Annotated in this window: 23 protein-coding genes; 17 read left to right on the forward strand and 6 right to left on the reverse strand. The window is 66.2% G+C overall.

The genetic code is table 11. The features are described from left to right. Positions 1 to 88 precede the first annotated feature (88 nt). Positions 89 to 2,173: a dipeptide ABC transporter ATP-binding protein gene (locus tag G5V65_RS11515; RefSeq protein WP_165050159.1), complete on the forward strand. Its 2,085-nt coding sequence runs from the start codon at positions 89 to 91 to the stop codon at positions 2,171 to 2,173. A 213-nt stretch (positions 2,174 to 2,386) separates the two neighbouring features. Here the strand turns inward: G5V65_RS11515 and G5V65_RS11520 are convergent, their stop codons facing one another. The 4 genes from G5V65_RS11520 to G5V65_RS11535 all read right to left on the reverse strand — a co-directional run bounded on the left by G5V65_RS11520 (position 2,387) and on the right by G5V65_RS11535 (position 4,530). Beyond that, positions 2,387 to 2,986, reverse strand: a complete 600-nt coding sequence (locus G5V65_RS11520) for a lytic transglycosylase domain-containing protein (protein ID WP_165050161.1) — start codon at positions 2,984 to 2,986, stop codon at positions 2,387 to 2,389. A gap of 61 nt (positions 2,987 to 3,047) precedes the next feature. Continuing rightward, a complete protein-coding gene (locus G5V65_RS11525) occupies positions 3,048 to 3,599 on the reverse strand; it encodes a helix-turn-helix transcriptional regulator (protein ID WP_165050163.1) in 552 nt (183 codons plus the stop codon). 56 nt (positions 3,600 to 3,655) lie between these two features. After that, positions 3,656 to 4,177 carry a cytochrome b/b6 domain-containing protein gene (locus G5V65_RS11530; RefSeq protein ID WP_165050166.1) on the reverse strand — a complete coding sequence of 174 codons (522 nt, stop codon included), beginning with the start codon at positions 4,175 to 4,177 and terminating at the stop codon, positions 3,656 to 3,658. 95 nt (positions 4,178 to 4,272) lie between these two features. Beyond that, the gene (locus G5V65_RS11535) at positions 4,273 to 4,530 is read right to left on the reverse strand and encodes a PepSY domain-containing protein (protein WP_165050168.1); all 258 of its coding nucleotides are present in this window, start codon (positions 4,528 to 4,530) and stop codon (positions 4,273 to 4,275) included. Between the two features lie 354 nt (positions 4,531 to 4,884). Here G5V65_RS11535 and ssb point away from each other — a divergent pair, with 354 nt between their 5' ends. The 9 genes from ssb (at position 4,885) to G5V65_RS11580 (ending at position 12,963) form a co-directional block, all read left to right on the forward strand. Beyond that, positions 4,885 to 5,427 (forward strand): single-stranded DNA-binding protein, encoded by a 543-nt coding sequence (gene ssb, locus G5V65_RS11540; RefSeq protein ID WP_165050170.1) that lies wholly within the window; start codon positions 4,885 to 4,887, stop codon positions 5,425 to 5,427. Between the two features lie 98 nt (positions 5,428 to 5,525). Continuing rightward, the gene (locus G5V65_RS11545; protein ID WP_165050172.1) at positions 5,526 to 6,899 is read left to right on the forward strand and encodes a vanadium-dependent haloperoxidase; all 1,374 of its coding nucleotides are present in this window, start codon (positions 5,526 to 5,528) and stop codon (positions 6,897 to 6,899) included. Positions 6,900 to 6,904: 5 nt separating this feature from the next. Next, a complete protein-coding gene (locus tag G5V65_RS22675) occupies positions 6,905 to 8,497 on the forward strand; it encodes a CRTAC1 family protein (protein WP_165050174.1) in 1,593 nt (530 codons plus the stop codon). 72 nt (positions 8,498 to 8,569) lie between these two features. Next, on the forward strand, positions 8,570 to 8,929 hold the full coding sequence (locus G5V65_RS11555) for an SUF system Fe-S cluster assembly protein (RefSeq protein WP_165050177.1): 360 nt from the start codon (positions 8,570 to 8,572) through the stop codon (positions 8,927 to 8,929). Between the two features lie 66 nt (positions 8,930 to 8,995). Continuing rightward, positions 8,996 to 9,355: a HesB/IscA family protein gene (locus tag G5V65_RS11560; RefSeq protein WP_165050179.1), complete on the forward strand. Its 360-nt coding sequence runs from the start codon at positions 8,996 to 8,998 to the stop codon at positions 9,353 to 9,355. A 304-nt stretch (positions 9,356 to 9,659) separates the two neighbouring features. Continuing rightward, positions 9,660 to 10,403 carry a triose-phosphate isomerase gene (gene tpiA / locus G5V65_RS11565; protein WP_165050181.1) on the forward strand — a complete coding sequence of 248 codons (744 nt, stop codon included), beginning with the start codon at positions 9,660 to 9,662 and terminating at the stop codon, positions 10,401 to 10,403. Between the two features lie 79 nt (positions 10,404 to 10,482). Beyond that, positions 10,483 to 11,403 carry a DMT family transporter gene (locus tag G5V65_RS11570; protein WP_165050183.1) on the forward strand — a complete coding sequence of 307 codons (921 nt, stop codon included), beginning with the start codon at positions 10,483 to 10,485 and terminating at the stop codon, positions 11,401 to 11,403. Between the two features lie 7 nt (positions 11,404 to 11,410). Then, a complete protein-coding gene (locus G5V65_RS11575; RefSeq protein ID WP_165050185.1) occupies positions 11,411 to 12,634 on the forward strand; it encodes a cytochrome P450 in 1,224 nt (407 codons plus the stop codon). 68 nt (positions 12,635 to 12,702) lie between these two features. Then, a complete protein-coding gene (locus G5V65_RS11580; RefSeq protein WP_165050187.1) occupies positions 12,703 to 12,963 on the forward strand; it encodes a hypothetical protein in 261 nt (86 codons plus the stop codon). 19 nt (positions 12,964 to 12,982) lie between these two features. Here the strand turns inward: G5V65_RS11580 and G5V65_RS11585 are convergent, their stop codons facing one another. After that, on the reverse strand, positions 12,983 to 13,444 hold the full coding sequence (locus tag G5V65_RS11585) for an Lrp/AsnC family transcriptional regulator (RefSeq protein WP_165050189.1): 462 nt from the start codon (positions 13,442 to 13,444) through the stop codon (positions 12,983 to 12,985). A gap of 137 nt (positions 13,445 to 13,581) precedes the next feature. Here G5V65_RS11585 and cobA point away from each other — a divergent pair, with 137 nt between their 5' ends. The 6 genes from cobA to G5V65_RS11615 all read left to right on the forward strand — a co-directional run bounded on the left by cobA (position 13,582) and on the right by G5V65_RS11615 (position 18,469). Further along, on the forward strand, positions 13,582 to 14,355 hold the full coding sequence (cobA, locus tag G5V65_RS11590; RefSeq protein ID WP_165050191.1) for a uroporphyrinogen-III C-methyltransferase: 774 nt from the start codon (positions 13,582 to 13,584) through the stop codon (positions 14,353 to 14,355). Further along, positions 14,352 to 14,654, forward strand: a complete 303-nt coding sequence (locus tag G5V65_RS11595) for a DUF2849 domain-containing protein (RefSeq protein ID WP_165050193.1) — start codon at positions 14,352 to 14,354, stop codon at positions 14,652 to 14,654. The genes cobA and G5V65_RS11595 overlap by 4 nt, the downstream gene beginning before the upstream one ends. Before the next feature lie 80 nt (positions 14,655 to 14,734). After that, the gene (locus tag G5V65_RS11600; RefSeq protein ID WP_165050195.1) at positions 14,735 to 16,405 is read left to right on the forward strand and encodes a nitrite/sulfite reductase; all 1,671 of its coding nucleotides are present in this window, start codon (positions 14,735 to 14,737) and stop codon (positions 16,403 to 16,405) included. After that, the gene (locus G5V65_RS11605; RefSeq protein WP_165050197.1) at positions 16,395 to 17,153 is read left to right on the forward strand and encodes a phosphoadenylyl-sulfate reductase; all 759 of its coding nucleotides are present in this window, start codon (positions 16,395 to 16,397) and stop codon (positions 17,151 to 17,153) included. Before G5V65_RS11600 ends, G5V65_RS11605 begins: the two co-directional genes overlap by 11 nt. Further along, complete coding sequence (locus G5V65_RS11610; protein ID WP_165050199.1) at positions 17,150 to 17,557, forward strand: DUF934 domain-containing protein; 408 nt, start codon at positions 17,150 to 17,152, stop codon at positions 17,555 to 17,557. Before G5V65_RS11605 ends, G5V65_RS11610 begins: the two co-directional genes overlap by 4 nt. Positions 17,558 to 17,632: 75 nt before the next feature. Then, complete coding sequence (locus tag G5V65_RS11615) at positions 17,633 to 18,469, forward strand: ferredoxin--NADP reductase (protein ID WP_241250539.1); 837 nt, start codon at positions 17,633 to 17,635, stop codon at positions 18,467 to 18,469. Positions 18,470 to 18,640: 171 nt separating this feature from the next. On the opposite strand, the gene G5V65_RS11620 is transcribed toward G5V65_RS11615, so the two are convergent. After that, positions 18,641 to 19,204 (reverse strand): hypothetical protein, encoded by a 564-nt coding sequence (locus G5V65_RS11620; RefSeq protein ID WP_165050201.1) that lies wholly within the window; start codon positions 19,202 to 19,204, stop codon positions 18,641 to 18,643. Positions 19,205 to 19,463: 259 nt separating this feature from the next. Between G5V65_RS11620 and infC the strand changes: the two genes are divergently transcribed. Further along, entirely contained in the window at positions 19,464 to 19,952 is a 489-nt protein-coding gene (gene infC / locus G5V65_RS11625; RefSeq protein ID WP_449301103.1) for a translation initiation factor IF-3, read from the forward strand. The last annotated feature ends 88 nt before the right edge of the window (positions 19,953 to 20,040 follow it).

Below are 20,040 nucleotides of genomic sequence, written 5' to 3' on the forward strand. Positions count from 1 at the left end.
CTGCTGCTTCATCTGTTCAAAAATATCCCACGGGGGTCCGGGGGTGTGAAACCCCCGGTCCCGCACGATCAACCCGCGCGAGGTCGAAATGTCTGAACCCTGGGATCCCTCCAAACCCATCCTCGAAATCGAGAACCTCTCGATCTCCTTCTTCACCCGCCTGCGCGAAATCCCCGCCGTGATGGATTTCTCCTGCACCGTCATGGCGGGCGAGGCGATGGGGCTGGTGGGCGAATCCGGCTGCGGCAAATCCACCGTGGCCCTCGCCGTCATGCGCGATCTGGGCAAGAACGGCCGCATCACCGGCGGCTCGATCCGGTTCAAGGGCCGCGACCTGACGCTTATGAGTGAAGAGGAACTCCGCCACATCCGCGGCTCCGAGATCGCGATGATCTATCAGGAACCCATGGCCTCGCTGAACCCGGCCATGAAGATCGGCGCGCAGCTGGCCGAAGTGCCGATGATCCATCAGGGCATGTCCAGGGACGAGGCCTGGAAACTCGCCCGCCAGATCGTGGCCGATGTCCGCCTGCCCGACCCCGACCGCATCGTGAATGCCTACCCGCACCAGCTTTCGGGCGGCCAGCAGCAGCGCATCGTCATCGCCATGGCGCTGATGTCGAAACCCGCGCTCCTCATCCTCGACGAACCCACCACCGCACTCGACGTCACGGTCGAAGCCGGCATCGTCGACCTCGTCAAGGATCTGGGCGAGAAATACGGCACCTCGATGCTCTTCATCTCGCACAACCTCGGCCTCGTGCTGGATGTCTGCGACCGCCTCTGCGTGATGTATTCCGGCGAGGCGGTAGAGACCGGCAATGTCGAAGAGGTCTTCGACAAGATGCGCCACCCCTATACCCAGGCGCTCTTCCGCTCCATCCCGCTGCCCGGCGCCGACAAGAACGCCCGCCCCCTCGTGGCCATTCCCGGCAACTTCCCCCTGCCCCATGAACGGCCCCAGGGCTGCAATTTCGGCCCCCGCTGCAGCTATTTCGTCGAAGGCCGCTGCAATGCGCAGGACATCCCCATGGTCGCCGTCCCTGACGGCCACCGCCACGAAACCCGCTGCCTGCGCAGCACCGAAATCGACTGGTCCACGCCCCCCGCCGCCGGCAAGGTGACCGAAAAGGCCGAGATCGGCCGCGTCGTCCTGAAACTCGACGACCTGAAGAAATACTATTCCGTCGGCACCTCGGCCTTCGGCGGCGGCATGCAGAAGGTGGTGAAGGCCAACGAAACCCTCTCCTTCGAAGCGCGCGAAGGCGAGACGCTCGCCATCGTGGGCGAATCCGGCTGTGGCAAATCCACTTTCGCCAAGGTGCTGATGGGGCTGGAAACCGCCACCTCCGGCCAGATCATGCTGTTTGACGAAAACGTGCAGTCAACGCCGATCCAGATGCGCGGCACGGACACGATCTCGAAACTCCAGATGGTGTTCCAGAACCCCTTCGACACGCTCAACCCCTCCATGACCGTGGGCCGCCAGATCATCCGCGCGCTGGAAATCTTCGATTACGGCAATTCCGACGCCGAACGCCACGCGCGGATGCTGGAACTCCTCGACCTCGTCAAACTCCCCCGCGCCTTCGCCGACCGCATGCCGCGCCAGCTGTCGGGCGGCCAGAAACAGCGCGTCGGCATCGCCCGCGCCTTCGCGGGCGGCGCCAAGGTGGTGGTGGCCGACGAACCCGTCTCGGCGCTGGACGTGTCGGTCCAGGCCGCCGTCACCGACCTCCTGATGGACATCCAGAGGAAGAACAAGACCACCCTCCTCTTCATCAGCCATGACCTGTCGATCGTCCGTTACCTCTCGGACCGGGTGATGGTGATGTATCTGGGCCATGTGGTGGAAATGGGCACGACCGATCAGGTCTTCGCCCCCCCCTACCACCCCTATACCGAGGCGCTTCTCTCCGCCGTCCCCATCGCCGATACCCGCGTGCAGAAAAGCCGCATCGTGCTGGAAGGCGACATCCCCTCGGCGGTCAACCCGCCCCCCGGCTGCCCCTTCCAGACGCGCTGCCGCTGGAAAGCCCAGGTCGCGGGCGGCCTGTGCGAGAAGGAGGTGCCCCCCGTCCGCATGCTGGAGGGTGGCCATCAGATCAAGTGCCACCTGCCCGATGCAGTGCTTGCCAGCATGGAACCCGTCATCAAGATCGCGGCAGAGTAGGGCGGGGTTCACCCCGCCTCTCGCCCCGCAAAGGCGAAATCTGACACAGATTTCGCGCCGTTTCCTGACGCAGGAAACGGCCCCCTTCGGGGGCAGCGAAAGTCATGCGGCGCAGGCCGCACGCACTCTCCCCGTATCCAAAGGCTGGGCCCCGGAATTTGCGTCAAATTCCGCCGCGATTGTCTCGCGTCAGAAATCGCCCACATCGCCAGTTCAGCCGAGGATTGCCTTCACGTAATTCTCGGTCTCGGCATAGGGCGGGATGCCGTCATGCGTCTCAACCGCCATCGGCCCCGCATTATAGGCCGCCAGCGCCAGCCGCCACGAACCGAAGCGGTCATACATCATCCGCAGATAGCGCGCCCCGCCGTCCAGGTTCTCGGCCGGATCGTTGATATCCACCCCCAGAAGCCGCGCCGTATCCGGCATCAGCTGCGCCAGCCCCGTCGCGCCCTTCGGGCTGACCGCGCCCGCATTCCAGCCGCTCTCCTGCTGCACCAGCCGCAGAAACAGATCCTCGGGGATGTTGTGCCTGCGCGCGGCGGCCTTGGCCACCTCCAGGAACTCGCCCTTGTAATTGCCGCGAAAGGCCGGCAGCGGGCCGTCATCCTCTTCGCCCTCGCGCTTGGGGCGCAGCCGCTCCGATCCGGAATACTGCTTGGCCAGCCGTCCATCCAGCAGCGATTTCTGCTTCTCGAAGATGGCCAGCCTCGACTGCCCCGATCCCGAAAGGACAAGCCCCTCGGCCCGCAGCCCGCCCTCGGCAAGACCGCCCCCCAGAAGGATCACCGCTCCGAAGGCCAAAGCCCGCATGCCACCATCCCAGTCAGATCAGCGCGGACCATACATCCCCGCCGCGCCCTTGACCAGTGGGTCACGATCCCGCAGCCCCGCCCGGCCGCGCCGTCACCAGCGGCGCATTCAGCAGGTCCTCGATCAGGATGCTCACCAACTGCCCGCGCCCCTGCACCCCGGCCTTGCGGTAGATCGCGTTCAGATGCGTCTTCACCGTGCCCTCCGCCGATCCGCGCAGCTTCGCGATCTCGGCGATGGTGCAGCCCTTGATGGTGAATCCGGCCACATCCGCCTCCGATGGCGTCAGCCCCCATTGGCGAAAGTAATCCTCCATCAACTCCGCCAGCGCCCCGGCCGCCACCCCCAGCGACCTTTCCATATGCGCCTGCCGCCGGAGCAGGGCCATCAAGGCCCCCACCTCGAAGGCGATGCCCAGAAACAGCCCCGCGGTCGCCGCCAGTTCGGGCAGCATGTGCCAGGGATGAAAGCCCAGTTCACCCAGATCGGCGATCACATCCACAAGGAAGAACCCCGCGCACAGGACCTGGAACAGGATCAGCCCCAGGATGCGCCGCGGGGATCGCGGCGCGGGTCGGGGCCTGTCGCGCGTCGTCTCGAAGTCGTCCGTCATGGCATGCAGATCCGTCCTTGGTCATCGGTCAGGCCCGGGGCAGGCCAATGGCAGGCTCAGGGCAGGGTCTTGTATCCCGTCACCATGGACTTCGGAAGATTGACACCAAGTCGCAGGCTTTCCCCCACCACCGCCAGCACATGCACCACGACCGAAATCTCGGCCCAGACCACCAGCACCTGATGCACCTCCTCGACCCATTCCACACCGAAGAAGGTCAGCGTCGTCATCGCATAACCCGATGCCGCCAGTCCCGCCATGGTCAGCAGCAGGTTCCAGATCATCAGCGCGCCCAGCGGCGAATGGCCCGCATGGGCATGCCGCCGCCCCGTCGCCATGTCGCGGATCTGGCCCAGCACCGCGCCGGGCATCGGCAGGAAATCGGCAAAGCGCGCATGCCGCGTGCCGACAAGGCCCCAGACCACCCGCAGCGCGATCAAGCCCGCCACGGCATAGCCCACCCATTGATGAACCTCCCTGCCCGGCCGGGTGAAAAAGGCATTGGCCAGAAAGGCCCCCGCCAGCGACCAGTGAAAGATCCGCACCAGCGGATCCCAGACGCGCACTCTTTCCGACATCTCATCTTCCCTTGCTCTGCGGTTCGGCTCCAAAGCGGGGGGCACGGCCGCCGCAGCGCGGTCGACCCGTGCCCCCCTGCCCCGGTGACGGGCGATCAGCCCTCGTCTTCCTCATGCTCGACCTGCTTCAGATCGGCATCGAACCACAGCTCCTGCATCTTGCCGTCCTTCACGACATAGACCTCGATCAGCCCGTCTTCCGATTTGAACTGGCGCACCTCATAGCCTTCGGCGGTCAGTTGCGCGGTCAGCGTTTCCTGCGCGGCGGCGTCCACCTTGCCCTCCGACGCCATGGCAAAGGGGGCGGAAAGAAGGGTCAGGGCCAGCGCGGCCACGGCACTCTTGCGGATCATCTGTTCAACCTTTCATGTTGCGCGGCAGGGCGCTTTGCCCGGCCGTCGTCGCCCCAGATGCCACCCCGCCCCGCCCACCGGAATCCGCCGCAGGGTATAGACCGCCCCGCCTGCCCCCCTCTGCAACCCCGGTTGCAGATCCCCCCTCCCCGCCACACCCCCCTCTGCAACCCAGGTTGCAGAGCCCGGCGCGCAACTTCGCCCCCCTCCGCCCGCGCCTTCGCATTGCGGCAGGTCGTGGGGGCGGGTATAGCGTCAGGGAAGGCGTCGCAGGATGCCGGTCCGCTCTGCCCGAAGGGTTTCGTTAACCCTCAAGGGCCTAAGGTCCGCAAGAACAGATTCGGGGAGAACTCCATGGCTGGCTCGGTCAACAAGGTCATCATCATCGGCAATCTCGGGCGCGATCCCGAGGTGCGCAGTTTCCAGAATGGCGGCAAGGTGGTGAACCTGCGCATCGCCACCTCGGAAACCTGGCGCGACCGGAACTCGGGCGAACGCAAGGAACGCACCGAATGGCATTCCGTCGCCATCTTCAACGAGGCGCTCGCCAAGATCGCCGAGCAGTATCTGCGCAAGGGCTCCACCGTCTATATCGAAGGCGCGCTGGAAACCCGCAAATGGCAGGACCAGTCGGGCCAGGACCGTTACACCACCGAAATCGTCCTGCGCCCCTATAACGGCAACCTCACCCTTCTGGGCGGTCGCGGTGATGGCGGCGGCAGTGGCGGCGGTGGCGATTACGGCGGCGGCCAGGATGATTATCAGGGCGGCGGCTATTCCGGTGGCGCATCCGGCGGCGGGCGCGGCGGTTCGGGTGGCGGCTATTCCGGCGGCGGCTCGGGCGGCGCAGGCGGCGGCGGTGGCCGGGCCGACATGGACGACGAAATCCCCTTCTGATCGGCGGTCATCCCCGGCGCGGGTTTTCCTTGCAAGGAGCCCCGCGCCGTGTTTCCGTCCGGGGCAGAGGTCGCAAAGACCCGCCTCAGGGGGGAAAGATGAACATATTCAAAGACTTCTCAGCAACCCTGGCGGTTGCCCTCTGCATTCTTGCAGCACCGGCGCAGGCCCAGTCACAGGATCAGTCACAGGTCCAGTCACAGGATCAGGCACAGGATCAGGCACAGGCCGGGGCGCGCGATGACCGCGCGCAGGTGCTGGGCAGCTGGTATCGGATGATCCTCGAACTCGTCCGCCATACCCCCACCTACAGCCCCCCCGTCGCCAGCCGCGCCTTCGCCTATACCGCCCTCATCGCCTATGAGGCCACCGCCTCGGGCAGTGACCGGCTGCAATCCCTCACCGGGCAGGTCGCCGCCGTACCCATGCCCCCCCTCCGCGAGGACGGTCTCGCCTATGACGAGGATGTCATCCTCAACACCGCCCTCGCCCATGCGGTGGACGTCTATTTCTCCAACACCGGCCCCACCGGCCAACGCGCCAAGGCCGCGCTGACGAAACAGCTCGACGCCCTCACCGCCGAAGGCACCGATCCCGACACCCTCGCCCGCTCGCAGGCCTATGGCGCCGCCCTGGCCGAAGCGATCATCGCCGCCTCCGCCGATGACGGCGGCGCCGTGGTGGAAAACCTGGGCTTTCCCATGACCTACACCCTCGGCGGCGAACCGCAGGACTGGGTGCCCACCAGCCTTGTCCAGCTGCAGCAGGCCCCGCTCCTGCCCGCCTGGGGCCAGAACCGCCCCTTCACCCTGCCCGATGGCGAAGCCTGCCCCCTGCCCCCGCCCCCCGCCTATTCCGAAGACCCGGGATCAGAATTCTACAAGCAGGCGATGGAGGTCTATGACACCTCCAGATCCCTGACCGACGAACAAAAGATCATCGCCCGCTTCTGGTCCGACGATCCCATGCTCTCGCCCACCCCGCCGGGCCACTGGGTGTCCATCATCTTCGAAATCGCCGAACGCGACGCGCTTCCCGTCGAAGACCGGGTCAACGCCCTCGTCCGCCTCGGCATGGCCGTCTCCGACGGCTTCATCGTCAACTGGCGCGACAAGTATCGCTACGATCTGCTCCGCCCCGTCACCTATATCCGCCGCGTGATCGACCCGAAATGGGAACCCCTGCTGATCACACCACCCTTCCCCGAATATCCTTCCGGCCACTCCACCCAATCGGGCGCCGTGGCGCAGGTGCTGACCGCCACCTTCGGCACCCCTTTCCCCTTCACCGACAGCACGCATGAGGCCGATGGCCTCGCCCCCCGCGACTTCCCCGATTTCTGGACAGCGGCGCGCGAGGCGGGCATCTCGCGCCTCTATGGCGGCATCCATTTCCGCGCGGCCATCGACCTTGGCCTCGATCAGGGGGCCTGCGTCGGCGATCACGTCAACGCGCTGAAGACATGGAAATGATCCCGATGCGCCGCGCCCTCCTGCTCCTCGCCCTCGCCGCCGCCGCCCCCGCCCGCGCGCAGGATCCGGCGATCCCCAGCTTTGCCGAGGAAACCGCCCCCGCAGGCTTCACCCATGCCTTCACCGGCGAATGGGAATTCATGGTGGGCGGCGGAATCGCCGTCTTCGATTGCAACGGCGACACCCGCCCCGACATCTTCGCCGCCGGCGGCACCGCCCCCGCCGCCCTCTTCGTGAACGACAGCGCTCCCGCAGGCCCCCTCGCCTTCACCCCAACCCCTTCGGGGCTTGAGGAAACCTCCGTCTCCGGCGCCTACCCGCTCGATATCGACGGCGACGGCATCCTCGACCTCGCCCTCCTCCGCGTCGGGCAAGACCGGCTGATGCGCGGCCTTGGTGACTGCAGGTTCGAAGATGCCTCCGCGGCATGGGGCTTTGACGGGCTCGATCTGTGGTCCACCGCCTTTGCCGCCACATGGGAACAGGGCGCATCCCTGCCCACGCTGGCCATCGGCACCTATATCGACCGCGCGCAAGAGGCCTTCCCCTGGGGCAACTGCACCCCCAACCACCTCTACCGCCCCAAGACCGACGGGTCAGGCTACGACGCCCCCCTCCCCCTCACCCCCGGCTTCTGCGCCCTTTCGATCCTCTTCACCGACTGGGACAGGCAAGGCACCCCCGACCTGCGCGTCTCCAATGACCGCGAATATTACAAGGGCGGGCAGGAACAGCTCTGGCATGTCGAACCCGGCCAGCCCCCCCGCCTGTTCACTGAAGCAGAAGGCTGGCAGCGCCTGCGCATCTGGGGCATGGGCATCGCGCAGGAAGATCTGAATTTCGACGGCTTCCCCGAATTCTTCCTCACCTCCATGGCCGACAACAAGCTGCAGACGCTGGCCGAGATCCCGCCCCAGGGCGCGCCACTCCCCCGCTACCGCGACATCGCGCTGAAATCCGGCGTCACCGCCCACCGCCCCTATACCGGCGGCGACCTGCGCCCCTCCACCGCCTGGCACGCGCAATTCGGCGATGTGAACAATGACGGCCTGCCGGATCTCTATGTGGTCAAGGGCAATGTCTGGGCCATGCCCGATTTCGCCGAGGACGATCCCAACAACCTCCTTCTGCAACGCCCCGACGGAACCTTCCTCGAATCCGGCGACAGGTCCGGTGTCGCCTCCATGGCCCAGGGGCGCGGCGGCGCGCTGGTCGATCTGAATGCCGATGGCCTGCTCGACATGATCGCGCTCAACCGCAACGAACCCGCCCAGATCTGGCGCAACACCACGGCCAGCCCGGCCAACTGGATCGCGCTCGATCTCTCCCTGCCCGGCCCCAACCGCAACGCCATCGGCGCCTGGATCGAACTGCGCCGCCCCGATGGCCGCATCCACAGCCGCGAGGTGCAGGTCGGCGGCGGCCATGTCGGCGGCATCCTCGTCCCCCAACATTTCGGCCTCGGCCCCGCGACCAGCGCCGAAATCCGCATCCTCTGGCCCGACGGCACGGCGGGCGACTGGCAGACCCTCGCCGCCAATGCCGTCTGGCGGCTGGAACCGGGCCGCGCTCCCGTGGCCGTCACCGCCCCGAACTGATCCGTTCTGATGGCTGGACCTTGGGGCCGACAATCCCTATATATTCAGTCAAGAAACCCGACCGGAACACCCATGACCCACGCGGACAAGATCGAAGGCGCGCCCCTGATCGCCCCTTCCAGCACCGATCACCCCCTCTACGATCAGGTCGTCGAGGCCTGCCGCACGGTCTTCGACCCGGAAATTCCGGTGAACATCTTCGATCTGGGGCTTGTCTACACGATCGACATCACCGCCGAAAATGACGTCGACATCACCATGACCCTCACAGCCCCGGGCTGTCCTGTGGCGGGCGAGATGCCGGGCTGGGTCGCCGATGCGGTGGAGCCGCTGGCGGGCGTGAAATCGGTGAACGTAAAGATGACCTTCGATCCCCCCTGGGGCATGGACATGATGTCCGACGAAGCCCGCCTCGAACTCGGCTTCATGTAATCGCTTGGAAAAGCGGGGTCCGCGCCCTATCTTCAGGATCAGCGCAGTCCCCCAAAGGATCAGATCATGTTCGGCATTCCCGGCAAGCAGGCCGTGACCCTGACCCCCGCCGCCGTGCGGCAGATCGCCCGCCTGATGGAAAGGCAGGGCAGCGCGGGCCTGCGCATCGGCGTGAAAAAGGGCGGTTGCGCGGGCATGGAATACACCATGGACTATGTCACCGACGTCAATCCGATGGATGAGGTGGTGGAACAGGATGGCGCGCGGGTGATGATTGCCCCCATGGCGCAGATGTTCCTCTTCGGAACCGAGATCGACTATCAGACATCGCTCCTCGAATCCGGCTTCCACTTCAACAATCCCAACGTGGCCGAGGCCTGCGGCTGCGGTGAGTCGATCAAGTTCAAGGACCAGCCCGCCGCCTGACCCCGCGCGCGCGATCCCGCGCCCGTAGGGCGGGGTTCACCCCGCCCCCCGACACCGCCCGTAGGGCGGGGTTCACCCCGCCACCCTCGCCAACCCGTAGGGCGGGGGTCTCCCCGCCACACCCACGCAACCTGCCCCCCCGCACCGATCCCCGCCCTTTCCCGATTTCCCTGCCGAAATCGGTCTGCACCGCCTGTTGCACTGCGCGTCTGCACAAATTGTTGCACACCCCTTTCCCTTGAAACCCTTTCCCCGTAACCCTGTTTGCGCTCACATTTGCGCGCTTTGGGAACCGGAGGACAGGATGAGAAAACTCGCCGCAGGCAACTGGAAGATGAACGGCACCGCCGCCGCCCTGGCCGAGGTTTCGGCGCTGGCCCAGGCCCATCCCGCCCCCGCTTGCGACATGCTGCTCTGCCCCCCCGCCACCCTGATCGCGCGCATGGCCGATGTCGCCCGCGGCACGGCGATCAAGGTCGGCGGGCAGGATTGCCATGCCAGATCCTCGGGCGCGCACACGGGCGACATTTCGGCAGAAATGCTTGTCGATTCAGGGGCTTCGCATGTGATCCTCGGGCATTCCGAACGCCGCACCGACCATGGCGAAACCGATGCGCAGGTCCTGGCCAAGGCCGAAGCCGCCCTCAAGGCGGGCCTCATCGCCATCGTCTGCATCGGCGAGACGGAAGCCGAACGCGATGCCGGCCGCACCCTCGACGTGGTGGGAACCCAACTGCACGGCTCCGTCCCCGCCGATGCGACGGCCGCCAATCTGGTCATCGCCTATGAACCGGTCTGGGCCATCGGCACCGGCCGCACCCCCACCATCGCCGAGATCGCCGAAGTCCACGCCTTCCTCCGCGCCCGCCTCACCGCCCGCATCGGCGCGGCGGCGGCGGATGTGCCCCTTCTCTATGGCGGCTCGGTAAAGCCTTCCAACGCAACGGAAATCTTTGCCGTGCCCCATGTCGACGGTGCCCTTGTCGGCGGCGCCAGCCTCAAGGCCGCCGATTTCGGCGCCATCGTTTCCGCCCTTTCCGCGGCCTGATCGCGCCCTTTCACGTCGCCCCCGGAACAGCCCGCAGGGCCGCTCCGGGGGATGGTGCAGGGGTGATTCAGGATATTCCATGACCGCCCTTTCCCCCGCCCGCTCTCCGCTTTCCGCCAATCTCATCTGCATGGCCTCCATGCTGATCTGGGCCGCGGCCCTTCCCGCCGCCGAGATCCTGATCCGCGCCGATCCCGCACCGCTTCCCCCCATCCTGCTGAACGCCGCCCGAATGGTCATGGCCGCGGCCTTCCTGCTGCCCGTCTGGTGGCTGGTCGAAGGGGGCGCAGCGCTGCGCCGCGCCAATTGGCTGCGCGGCACGATGGTGGGATCGCTGCTGGCGCTGGGCGCGCTGCTTCTGGTCTTCGGGCAGACCCGCACCTCGGCGGTCATGGCCGCCGTGGTCTCCTCGGCCATGCCGCTGATCGGGATGACACTGGAAATTTTCCTTGATGGGCGCAGGCTTACGCCCGGAATCGTGCTGGGCCTCATGCTGTCCATCATCGGGGGCATCCTTGCCGCGGGGAATTTCGACGGCGGCCTCGGCTTCGGCATCGGCGCGCTGCTCTGCCTGGGCTCTGTCATCACCTTCACCCTCGCCTCGCGCTGGACGGTCACCGCCCTGCCCGGCCTTACCCCCCTCGGTTCCACCAGCCTCACCGTCTGCGGCGCGGCCATCACCGGCACCGCCTTTGGCCTGATCAGCCTCGCCCTCGGCTTCCCCGGCCCCAACCTCGCCGCCTTCGGCCTGACCGAATTCACGGCACTCGCCATCTACGGCATCGGCGGGCTGGCCATCAGCCAGGTGCTCTGGATCATCGCCGTGGGCAGTCTCGGCATCGCGATGTCGGCGCTGCACATCAACCTGACCCCTTTCTACGTCATGGTCTTCATGCTGGCTTTGGGCGGCACCTGGAGCTGGGTCCAGGCCCTCGGCGCGGCCCTTGTCGCGATCGGAGTGCTTGTGGCACAAGGGCTTATCCCCATCTTCCGCCGCTGACAGGCCCATGCAGACCCTTTCCCAATCCCCCACCGATCCCGCCTTCGTGCAGAACCCCTATCCGTTCTACGAACGCGCCCGCGCCACCGGCCCCTTCTTCCACTGGCAGGACTACGCCCTTGCCTGCACCCCCTCTGCCGCCGCCGTGAACGCCATCCTGCGCGACCGCCGCTTCGGCCGCGAGGCCCCCCCCGAACATGCCCCCGCCATCCCCGATCACCTGCGCCCCTTCTACGCGGTCGAGGCGCATTCCATGCTGGAGCTGGAACCCCCCCGCCATACCCGCCTGCGCGCCCTCGTCCTGCGCGCCTTCACCTCGCGCCGCATCGCCGCCCTTGCCCCGGAAATCACGCAGCTTTCCCATGACCTGATCGACGCCCTTCCCGCGGGGGAATTCGATCTCCTGCCGCATTTCGCGCAGAAACTGCCCGTCATCATCATCGCCCGCCTCCTCGGCGTGCCGGAAGAAATGGCGGATGACCTGCTGCGCTGGTCCAATGCGATGGTGGGCATGTACATGGCCGGGCGCAGGCGCGAAACCGAAGATCGCGCCGTCGCCGCGACCGAGGCCTTCGTTTCCTTCCTGCGCGGCTATGTCGAGGCCCGCCGCAACGACCCGCGCGATGATCTGATCTCGCATCTCATCGCCGCCGAAAGCGAAGGCGACCGCCTCTCCACCGATGAACTGATCACCACCTGCATCCTGCTTCTGAATGCCGGGCACGAGGCGACGGTGCATACCCTCGGCAATGGCGTGAAGACCCTGCTTGAGGCAAAGACACCCGCCACCGCCCTCGCCCCCGCAGGCATCGAGGCCACGGTCGAGGAAATCCTCCGCTACGATCCCGCGCTGCATCTCTTCACCCGCTGGGCCTATGAGGATGTCGAGGTGATGGGCCAGACCTTCCACCGTGGCGATCAGGTCGGCCTGCTGCTTGCCGCCGCCAACCGCGACCCCGGGCAATGGGACCGCCCCGACAGGTTCCGCCCCGACCGCGTCGCGAAACCCAATGCCACCTTCGGCGCGGGCCTGCATTTCTGCGTAGGCGCCCCGCTGGCCCGGCTGGAACTGCAGATCGCCCTGCCCATCCTTTTTGCCCGCCTGCCGGACCTGCGGCTGGCCGGTCGCCCGCATTATGCCGATGTCTTCCACTTCCACGGGCTCAAGGCCCTGAAGCTGAAGGCGGATCAACGCCTGCCCGCCATACCTTCGGGCAGGATTCAACCGTAAGGCTGCCTTGCCTGATCGCGCCTGCACCCCCACAACCAGATCATGGCCAAAGGGGGTGATGATACGCCGTGCTGACTGCCTTTCTCACCACCATTGCCACCTGCCTTGGCATGGGCGCCATCCTGCTGGCCGTGCGCCGCCTCTCCGGATTGCCCCGCAGCCTCTGGATCAATGTCGGGCTGACGCTGGCCGGCGGGGGTATCATCCTCATCCTCCACCTGATCACACCGGATCTGATGGGTTTCGAGACCTGGCAAGGTCTGGGGTTCGAGATCGGCAAGCACGCGCTGGAACTGCTGGTGATCCTGCTCGTCCTCGTGGCCTTCTGACCGGCGCGGCGCCAGATCCTCAGACCGGCAGCACCGTCGTGGCCTTGATCTCTTCCATGCTCAGCAGGGCCGTCACGTTGTAGATCCGCACCTCGGAAATCAGCGCCTGATAGAAGGTGTCATAGGCCCGCGCATTCTTCACCCGCACCTTCAGCACATAGTCGATATCCCCGGCCAGCCGATGCGCCTCAAGCACTTCGGGCCGCTCGCGCAGCGCCTTGAGGAACTTGCGCTGCCACTCCGCCTCATGCTCGCTCGTGCGGATCAGCACGAAGAAGCAGGCTTCCAGCCCCAGCGCCTCGGGGTCAAGGATCGCCGTCTGCCGGGTGATCACCCCAGCCTCCTTCATCCGCCGGATCCGGTTCCAGACCGGCGTCTTCGAAGACCCGACCTTGCGCGCGATCTCATCCAGCGATTGCTCGGCATCGGCCTGCAGTTCCGCAAGGATTTTCCTGTCCATCTCGTCCAGCCGGACCGCCATTCGCGAAAACCCCCTTTGCCCGGAAACACGTTCCATCTGCCGCCAGTATCGGAACAAACGTTCTTATCTGCAAGGGCGTCTGGCCCAAAACCGGGAAAATATCCTATATTCCCCACAGCAATCCGTAGGACAGCCCGATGACCGACCTGCCTCACTTCACCCCTGCCGCCGTGGCCGTCACCTTTGTCGGTGCAGGCCCCGGGGCCGCCGCGCATCTGACGCTGGGCGCCTTCCGCGCCCTGCAGGCCGCCGATGTGGTGATCCATGACCGGCTGGTGGGCGCAGAGGTGCTGGCCCTGATCCCGCCCCATGTCACCCGGATCGACGTCGGCAAGGAAGGCTTCGGCCCCTCCACCACCCAATCCACCATCAACGCCACCCTCGTCGCGCAGGCCATGACCGGCGCGCGCATCGTGCGGCTCAAGGGCGGCGATTGCGGCATCTTCGGCCGGCTGGATGAAGAGATGGACGCGCTGGAAGCGGCGGGCCTTTCCTTCGCCATCCTCCCGGGCCTCACCTCCGCCGCCGTGGCCGCGGCCAGCATCGGCCAAAGCCTCACGAAACGCGGCCGCAACGGCGCGCTGCGCATCGTGACGGGCCATGACATGGAAGGTTTCGCCGAACAGGACTGGCGCGGCATGGCCCGCGCGGGGGAGGTCGCCGCGATCTACATGGGCAAGAAATCCAGCCGCTTCATCCAGGGCCGCCTGATGATGCATGGCGCCGATCCGGCAACCCCCGTCGCCATCGTCGAAAACGTCTCGCGCCCCGAACAGCGCATCATCGCCGCCACCCTCTCCACCCTCCCCGAAGCCGTGGCGCAGGTGGACGGCCCCGCCGTCCTGCTCTACGGCCTCGCCCCCCGCCGCGCCCGCGCGGCGCTCTCCGAATTGAAGGAAGCCACCGCATGAGCCGCCGCTTCACCCCCAAGGTTGTCACCGCCAACCGCCTGCGCGAAGGCGATGTGGTCTATCTCACCGCCGATGACCGCTGGTCCCCCTTCCACCACGAGGCCGAACTGATCGAGGACGAGGCCCATGCCCAGATGCGCCTCCTGCATGGGGCGGCGCAGAAACTGGTTGTGGTCGGCGCCTATCTCGCCGATGCCAAGCCCGGCCCCAACGGCCCGGAACCCACGCATTTCCGCGAGGAATTCCGCACCCGCGGCCCCTCGAACTACAACCACGGCAAGCAGGCCGATTACGCGTAGGGCGGAGTTCACCCCGCCTCCCCCTCCCGTAGGGCGGGGTTCACCCCGCCCCCCCGACCCGAAATTCAAAGGCCGCACCGATGTACAGCTATTCCGAATTCGACGAAGCCTTCGTCCGCGAACGTGTCGCCCAGTTCACTCATCAGGTGGAACGCCGCCTCGACGGCTCGCTGACCGAGGATGAATTCCGCCCCCTGCGCCTGATGAACGGCCTCTACCTGCAACTCCACGCCTATATGCTGCGCGTGGCCATCCCCTATGGCACGATCAACCCGCGCCAGATGCGCCAACTCGCCCATATCGCCCAGACCTGGGACAAGGGCTATGGCCACTTCACCACCCGCCAGAACATCCAGTTCAACTGGCCCAAGCTGGAAGACGTGCCGAAGATGCTGCAAGCCCTGGCCGATGTGGGCATGCACGCCATCCAGACCTCGGGCAACTGCGTCCGCAACGTCACCGCCGACCATTTCGCCGGCGCGGCTGCAGATGAAATCGAAGATCCCCGCCCCGTCGCCGAACTTTTGCGCCAATGGTCCACCGACCACCCGGAATTCCAGTTCCTGCCCCGCAAGTTCAAGATCGCCATCACCGGCAGCCCGCATGACCGCGCCGTCACCCGCGCGCATGACATCGGACTGCGCATGGTGCGCAACGCGGCGGGCGAACCGGGCTTCGAGGTGATCGTGGGCGGCGGCCTTGGCCGCACCCCCATGATCGGCCACACCGTGCGGAATTTCCTGCCCAAGGCCGACCTGCTGCCTTACGTCGAAGCCGTCCTCAGCGTCTACAACACGCTCGGCCGTCGCGACAACAAATACAAGGCCCGCATCAAGATCACCGTGCATGAGACGGGCAAGGAAGAAATCACCCGCCTGATCGAAGAGCGTTTCGCCGAACTCCGCCCCCTCTTCGGCGGCAACGACCAGAAACTTCTGGCCGAAATCGAAGAGGCCTTCGCCCCCCCCGCCTTCCGCAACGCGCCGACGGACGCCTACGACGCCTTCTACAAGGCCGACCCGACCTTCCGGTCCTGGGCCGACACCAACCTCACCGCCCATCGCAACGCGCAATACGCCATCGTCACCATCAGCCTCAAGGCACATGGGGAAACCCCCGGCGATGCTACGGCTGACCAGATGCGCCTGATCGCGGACCTTGCCGAAACCTACGGCCATTCCGAAATCCGCATCAGCCACGAACAGAACGTCATCCTTCCCCATGTCCACAAGGCCGACCTCCCCGCGCTGCACGCCGCGCTGGTCAATGCGGGTCTGGGGACGGCCAATGTCGGCCTGATCTCCGACATCATCGCCTGCCCCGGCATGGATTACTGCGCGCTCGCCACCGCGCGCTCGATCCCGATCGCCCAGCAGATCGCCACCCGCTTCGACGAATTGAAGCTGGAACACGACATCGGCCCGCTGAAGATCAAGATCTCCGGCTGCATCAACGCCTGCGGCCATCACCATGTGGGCCATATCGGCATCCTCGGGCTGGATCGTGCAGGGGTGGAGAATTACCAGATCACCCTCGGCGGCGACGGCACCGAAACCGCCGCCATCGGCGACAAGACCGGCCCCGGCTTCGCCTATGACGAAATCGTGCCTGCCATCGAACGCATCGTCCGCGCCTATCTCGAAATCCGGCAGTCGCCCGAGGAAACCTTCCTCGACGCCTTCCGCCGCGTCGGGATGGACCCGTTCAAGGCCGCGCTCTACGACGAGGAAGGCGAAAAGGATGCCGCGTGACACCTCCACCCCGGAAGGCAACGTCGCAAACCGCGTTGCTCTCCTGAACGCACGTTACAAGCACCACGGGGCAACCGCGGTGCTGGAACATGCGCTCAAGGATGCCGATCTGGGAAAGGTGGCGCTCGTCTCCTCCTTCGGGGCGGAATCGGTTGTCCTGCTGCACCTCGTCTCGGTCATCGCGCCCGAAACGCCCGTCCTTTTCATCGACACGCGGATGCTCTTTCAGGAAACGCTGGATTACCAGCGCGAACTGGCCGAGAAACTCGCGCTCTGCGATATCCGCACCATCCGCGCCCATCCAGGCAAGGTCGCTTTTGAGGACCCGGACGGCACGCTGCACCAGTTCAACACCGATGCCTGCTGCGCTGTGCGCAAGATCGAACCGTTGGAGCGCGCGCTGGCCGATTTCGACGGCTGGATCACGGGGCGCAAACGCTATCAGGGCGCAACCCGCGATCAGGTCGAATTCTTCGAAGCCGAAGGCGAGACGCGCATCAAGGTCAATCCCCTCGCCCATTGGGGGCGCGAGGATCTTGAGGAATACATGGTCGAAAACCGCCTGCCCCGCCATCCGCTGGTGGCCAGGGGCTACCCCTCCATCGGTTGCGCCCCCTGCACCAGCCCCGTGAAGCCGGGCGAAGACCCGCGCGCAGGCCGTTGGCGCGGCAGCCAGAAAACCGAATGCGGCATCCATTTCATCGACGGCAAGCCCGTCCGCACCACGACGAAGGAGAACGCGGCATGACCGTGATCGTCACCGATAGCGGCTTCGGCCCCGAAGACTGGAACGCCCCCATCGTGGCGCTGGCCGACCTCGCCACGCATCAGGGCGCCGTGGATCTGTCCAATACCGACGACCCCACCGCCCTGCAGCCCCATCTCGCCGATCTCTCGCTCATCCGCGTGGCCTTCCCCGCCTTCAACGACGGCCGCGCCTTCACCATCGCGCGCCGCCTGCGGATGCTGGGCTACACGGGCCGCCTGCGCGCCCATGGCCATGTCATCGCCGACCAATACGCCATGATCCGCCGCGTGGGCTTTGACGAGGTGGAAATCCCCGAAGACCTCGCCGCCCGCCAGCCTGCCCCCCAATGGGCCTTCCGCGCCAACTGGCAGGACCACCACTATCAGGCCCGCCTGCGCGCCTGATCGGCCACACCCGCAACCTGCGACGCCCCGCGCCCTAGCCGCGCGGCCCGTCTTCCCTTATGCCCGGACCAGACCATGACCGAACAAGGTGCCACGATGGACGCCCCCGCCAGAACCGAAACGGCCAAGCCGCACCTGCCCGACGCGCAAACCGTGACGCAGGTCACGCATTGGACGGACAGGCTCTTTTCCTTCCGCGTCACCCGCCCCCGCTCCCTCCGCTTCCGTTCGGGCGAATTCGTGATGATCGGCCTTCTGGGCGATAACGGCAAACCGCTCTTGCGCGCCTATTCCATCGCCTCCCCCGCCTGGGATGAGGAGCTGGAGTTCTACTCGATCAAGGTGCCCGACGGCCCGCTCACATCCAAGCTCCAACATATCCAGCCGGGGGATGAAATCATCCTGCGCCCCAAACCCGTGGGAACCCTGGTCCATGACGCGCTCCTGCCCGGCAAACGCCTCTGGTTCCTTGCCACCGGCACCGGCCTCGCCCCCTTCGCATCCCTGATGCGCGAACCGGAAACCTACGAGAAATACGATCAGGTCATCATGATGCACACCTGCCGCGAGGTGGCCGAGCTTGAATACGGCCGCCAACTGGTGGAAAGCCTCAAGGACGATCCCCTGATCGGCGAATTGGTGGGCGACAAGCTCCTCTACTATCCCACCACCACGCGCGAACCCTTCCACCACATGGGCCGCGTGACCGACAACCTCACCTCCGGCAAGGTCTTCGCCGATCTGGGCCTGCCGCCCATGAACCGGGAAGAGGACCGCGCCATGGTCTGCGGCTCGCTCGCCTTCAACATCGACGTCAAGAAGATCCTCGAAGATTTCGGCCTGACCGAGGGCGCGAATTCCGATCCGCAGCAATTCGTGGTCGAAAAGGCCTTCGTCGGCGACGGCATCTGATCGCAGCCACGGCCTGCCCGCCCCCTCCATGACAAAGGCCGCGTCGGTTGCCCCGCGCGGCCTTGCCACTTCATCTTGGCCCAAATACCCCTGCGCCCTTTCCACCGGATACGCCGGTCGGGTCTCGGGCCCCGGGGGGTGCGGGGGGCTGGACAGCCCCCCGCTCCGCGATCAAAGCCCCAGCGCCGCGCGCACCTGATCGACCGCCGTCTGCACCAGCGCCGGGTTCGAACCCGCCGCCTCGACCGCTGCCTTCAGCGTGGTCTTCGTGGTCGCATCCAGCTGCGACGCGTCGATCAGCGCCGAAATCCGCGCCGGATCGAAATTGGCAGCGTCCAGCGCGGCAGCCGCCTCGTCCTGCACCGTGGCAGCACCCTCGGTCACCGCTGCGGTCGCGTCGGCTGCGCCCTCGGTCACCGCCTCGGCGGCCCCTTCGACAGCCTCGCCCACGGCCGCGGCCGCATCCTCGGCAGCGCCTTCCACGGCAGCGGCGGCTTCCTCGGCGGCGGCAGCAGCCGCAGCCTCGGCCTCGGCCGCAGCAGCCGCCGCAGCTTCCGCCTCGGCGGCGGCCGCCGCTTCCGCGGCCGCGGCTTCCGCCGCTGCAGCCTCTTCCGCTGCCGCCGCCGCGGCGGCGGCTTCCTCGGCCGCGCGCTGCGCCGGCACATAGCTGAACTGGTAATAGCCAAGCCCGGCCAGAACCACCACTGCCGCGCCGATCATGACATTTCTGTTCATCTCTTGTCTCCCATTCCCGGATCACTTCCGGTTGCATCGTTCATATGGACCTTCTGGCCCGGGAATTGAACCCCCCGCGGCCATCCCGGCAGCACCAACCGCCGCCTCCCGCCGCTTTTGCCTTGTTTGCCAAGCGATTCCCGTTGAAACAGCCGCCATCGCCGACTAGATTGCGCGCGCAGCCTGAAACCGCAGAAGGACCACCACCATAGCCCGCAGACCCCACAACGCCCCGCCGCAACGCGAAACGGGCCCCCGCGTGAACGATCGCATCCGTTCCCCGGAAATCCGCCTGATCGGCGCAGATGGCGAAAACATCGGGGTTGTGACCCCCGCCCGCGCCATGGCCATGGCCGAAGAAGCCGGCCTTGATCTGGTCGAGATCAGCCCCAATGCGGAACCTCCGGTCTGCAAGATCATGGATTTCGGCAAGTTCAAATACGAACAGCAAAAGCGCGAGGCCGAAGCGCGCAAGAAGCAGAAGATCATCGAGATCAAGGAAATCAAGTTCCGTCCCGGAACCGATACCCATGACTACGACGTGAAGATGCGCTCGGTGATGAAATTCCTCGACGAAGGCGACAAGGTGAAGGTCACCCTGCGCTTCCGGGGCCGCGAAATGGCGCACCAGGAGCTTGGCCTCGATCTGCTCAACCGCGTGGCCGCCGATGTGGGCGATGCCGGCAAGGTCGAGTCGATGCCGAAACTCGAAGGCCGCCAGATGGTGATGATGATCGCCCCGAAATAGGGCAGGTCCTGCCGAACCCCTGAAAAGGCCGCGCCCTACGCGCGGTCTTTTTCATGCCGCCCCCGGCAGCGCAGCCGCCCAGCGGGCG

This window comes from Paragemmobacter kunshanensis, assembly GCF_011059185.1.
Lineage (GTDB): Bacteria > Pseudomonadota > Alphaproteobacteria > Rhodobacterales > Rhodobacteraceae > Paragemmobacter > Paragemmobacter kunshanensis.

Bases quoted from the DNA above. Each gene is read 5' to 3' on its own strand.
- G5V65_RS11515 (WP_165050159.1), top strand. From the start codon at position 89: ATGTCTGAACCCTGGGATCCCTCCAAACCCATCCTCGAAATCGAGAAC.
- G5V65_RS11520 (WP_165050161.1), bottom strand. From the start codon at position 2,986: ATGCGGGCTTTGGCCTTCGGAGCGGTGATCCTTCTGGGGGGCGGTCTT.
- G5V65_RS11525 (WP_165050163.1), bottom strand. From the start codon at position 3,599: ATGACGGACGACTTCGAGACGACGCGCGACAGGCCCCGACCCGCGCCG.
- G5V65_RS11530 (WP_165050166.1), bottom strand. From the start codon at position 4,177: ATGTCGGAAAGAGTGCGCGTCTGGGATCCGCTGGTGCGGATCTTTCAC.
- G5V65_RS11535 (WP_165050168.1), bottom strand. From the start codon at position 4,530: ATGATCCGCAAGAGTGCCGTGGCCGCGCTGGCCCTGACCCTTCTTTCC.
- ssb (WP_165050170.1), top strand. From the start codon at position 4,885: ATGGCTGGCTCGGTCAACAAGGTCATCATCATCGGCAATCTCGGGCGC.
- G5V65_RS11545 (WP_165050172.1), top strand. From the start codon at position 5,526: ATGAACATATTCAAAGACTTCTCAGCAACCCTGGCGGTTGCCCTCTGC.
- G5V65_RS22675 (WP_165050174.1), top strand. From the start codon at position 6,905: ATGCGCCGCGCCCTCCTGCTCCTCGCCCTCGCCGCCGCCGCCCCCGCC.
- G5V65_RS11555 (WP_165050177.1), top strand. From the start codon at position 8,570: ATGACCCACGCGGACAAGATCGAAGGCGCGCCCCTGATCGCCCCTTCC.
- G5V65_RS11560 (WP_165050179.1), top strand. From the start codon at position 8,996: ATGTTCGGCATTCCCGGCAAGCAGGCCGTGACCCTGACCCCCGCCGCC.
- tpiA (WP_165050181.1), top strand. From the start codon at position 9,660: ATGAGAAAACTCGCCGCAGGCAACTGGAAGATGAACGGCACCGCCGCC.
- G5V65_RS11570 (WP_165050183.1), top strand. From the start codon at position 10,483: ATGACCGCCCTTTCCCCCGCCCGCTCTCCGCTTTCCGCCAATCTCATC.
- G5V65_RS11575 (WP_165050185.1), top strand. From the start codon at position 11,411: ATGCAGACCCTTTCCCAATCCCCCACCGATCCCGCCTTCGTGCAGAAC.
- G5V65_RS11585 (WP_165050189.1), bottom strand. From the start codon at position 13,444: ATGGCGGTCCGGCTGGACGAGATGGACAGGAAAATCCTTGCGGAACTG.
- cobA (WP_165050191.1), top strand. From the start codon at position 13,582: ATGACCGACCTGCCTCACTTCACCCCTGCCGCCGTGGCCGTCACCTTT.
- G5V65_RS11595 (WP_165050193.1), top strand. From the start codon at position 14,352: ATGAGCCGCCGCTTCACCCCCAAGGTTGTCACCGCCAACCGCCTGCGC.
- G5V65_RS11600 (WP_165050195.1), top strand. From the start codon at position 14,735: ATGTACAGCTATTCCGAATTCGACGAAGCCTTCGTCCGCGAACGTGTC.
- G5V65_RS11605 (WP_165050197.1), top strand. From the start codon at position 16,395: ATGCCGCGTGACACCTCCACCCCGGAAGGCAACGTCGCAAACCGCGTT.
- G5V65_RS11610 (WP_165050199.1), top strand. From the start codon at position 17,150: ATGACCGTGATCGTCACCGATAGCGGCTTCGGCCCCGAAGACTGGAAC.
- G5V65_RS11615 (WP_241250539.1), top strand. From the start codon at position 17,633: ATGACCGAACAAGGTGCCACGATGGACGCCCCCGCCAGAACCGAAACG.
- G5V65_RS11620 (WP_165050201.1), bottom strand. From the start codon at position 19,204: ATGAACAGAAATGTCATGATCGGCGCGGCAGTGGTGGTTCTGGCCGGG.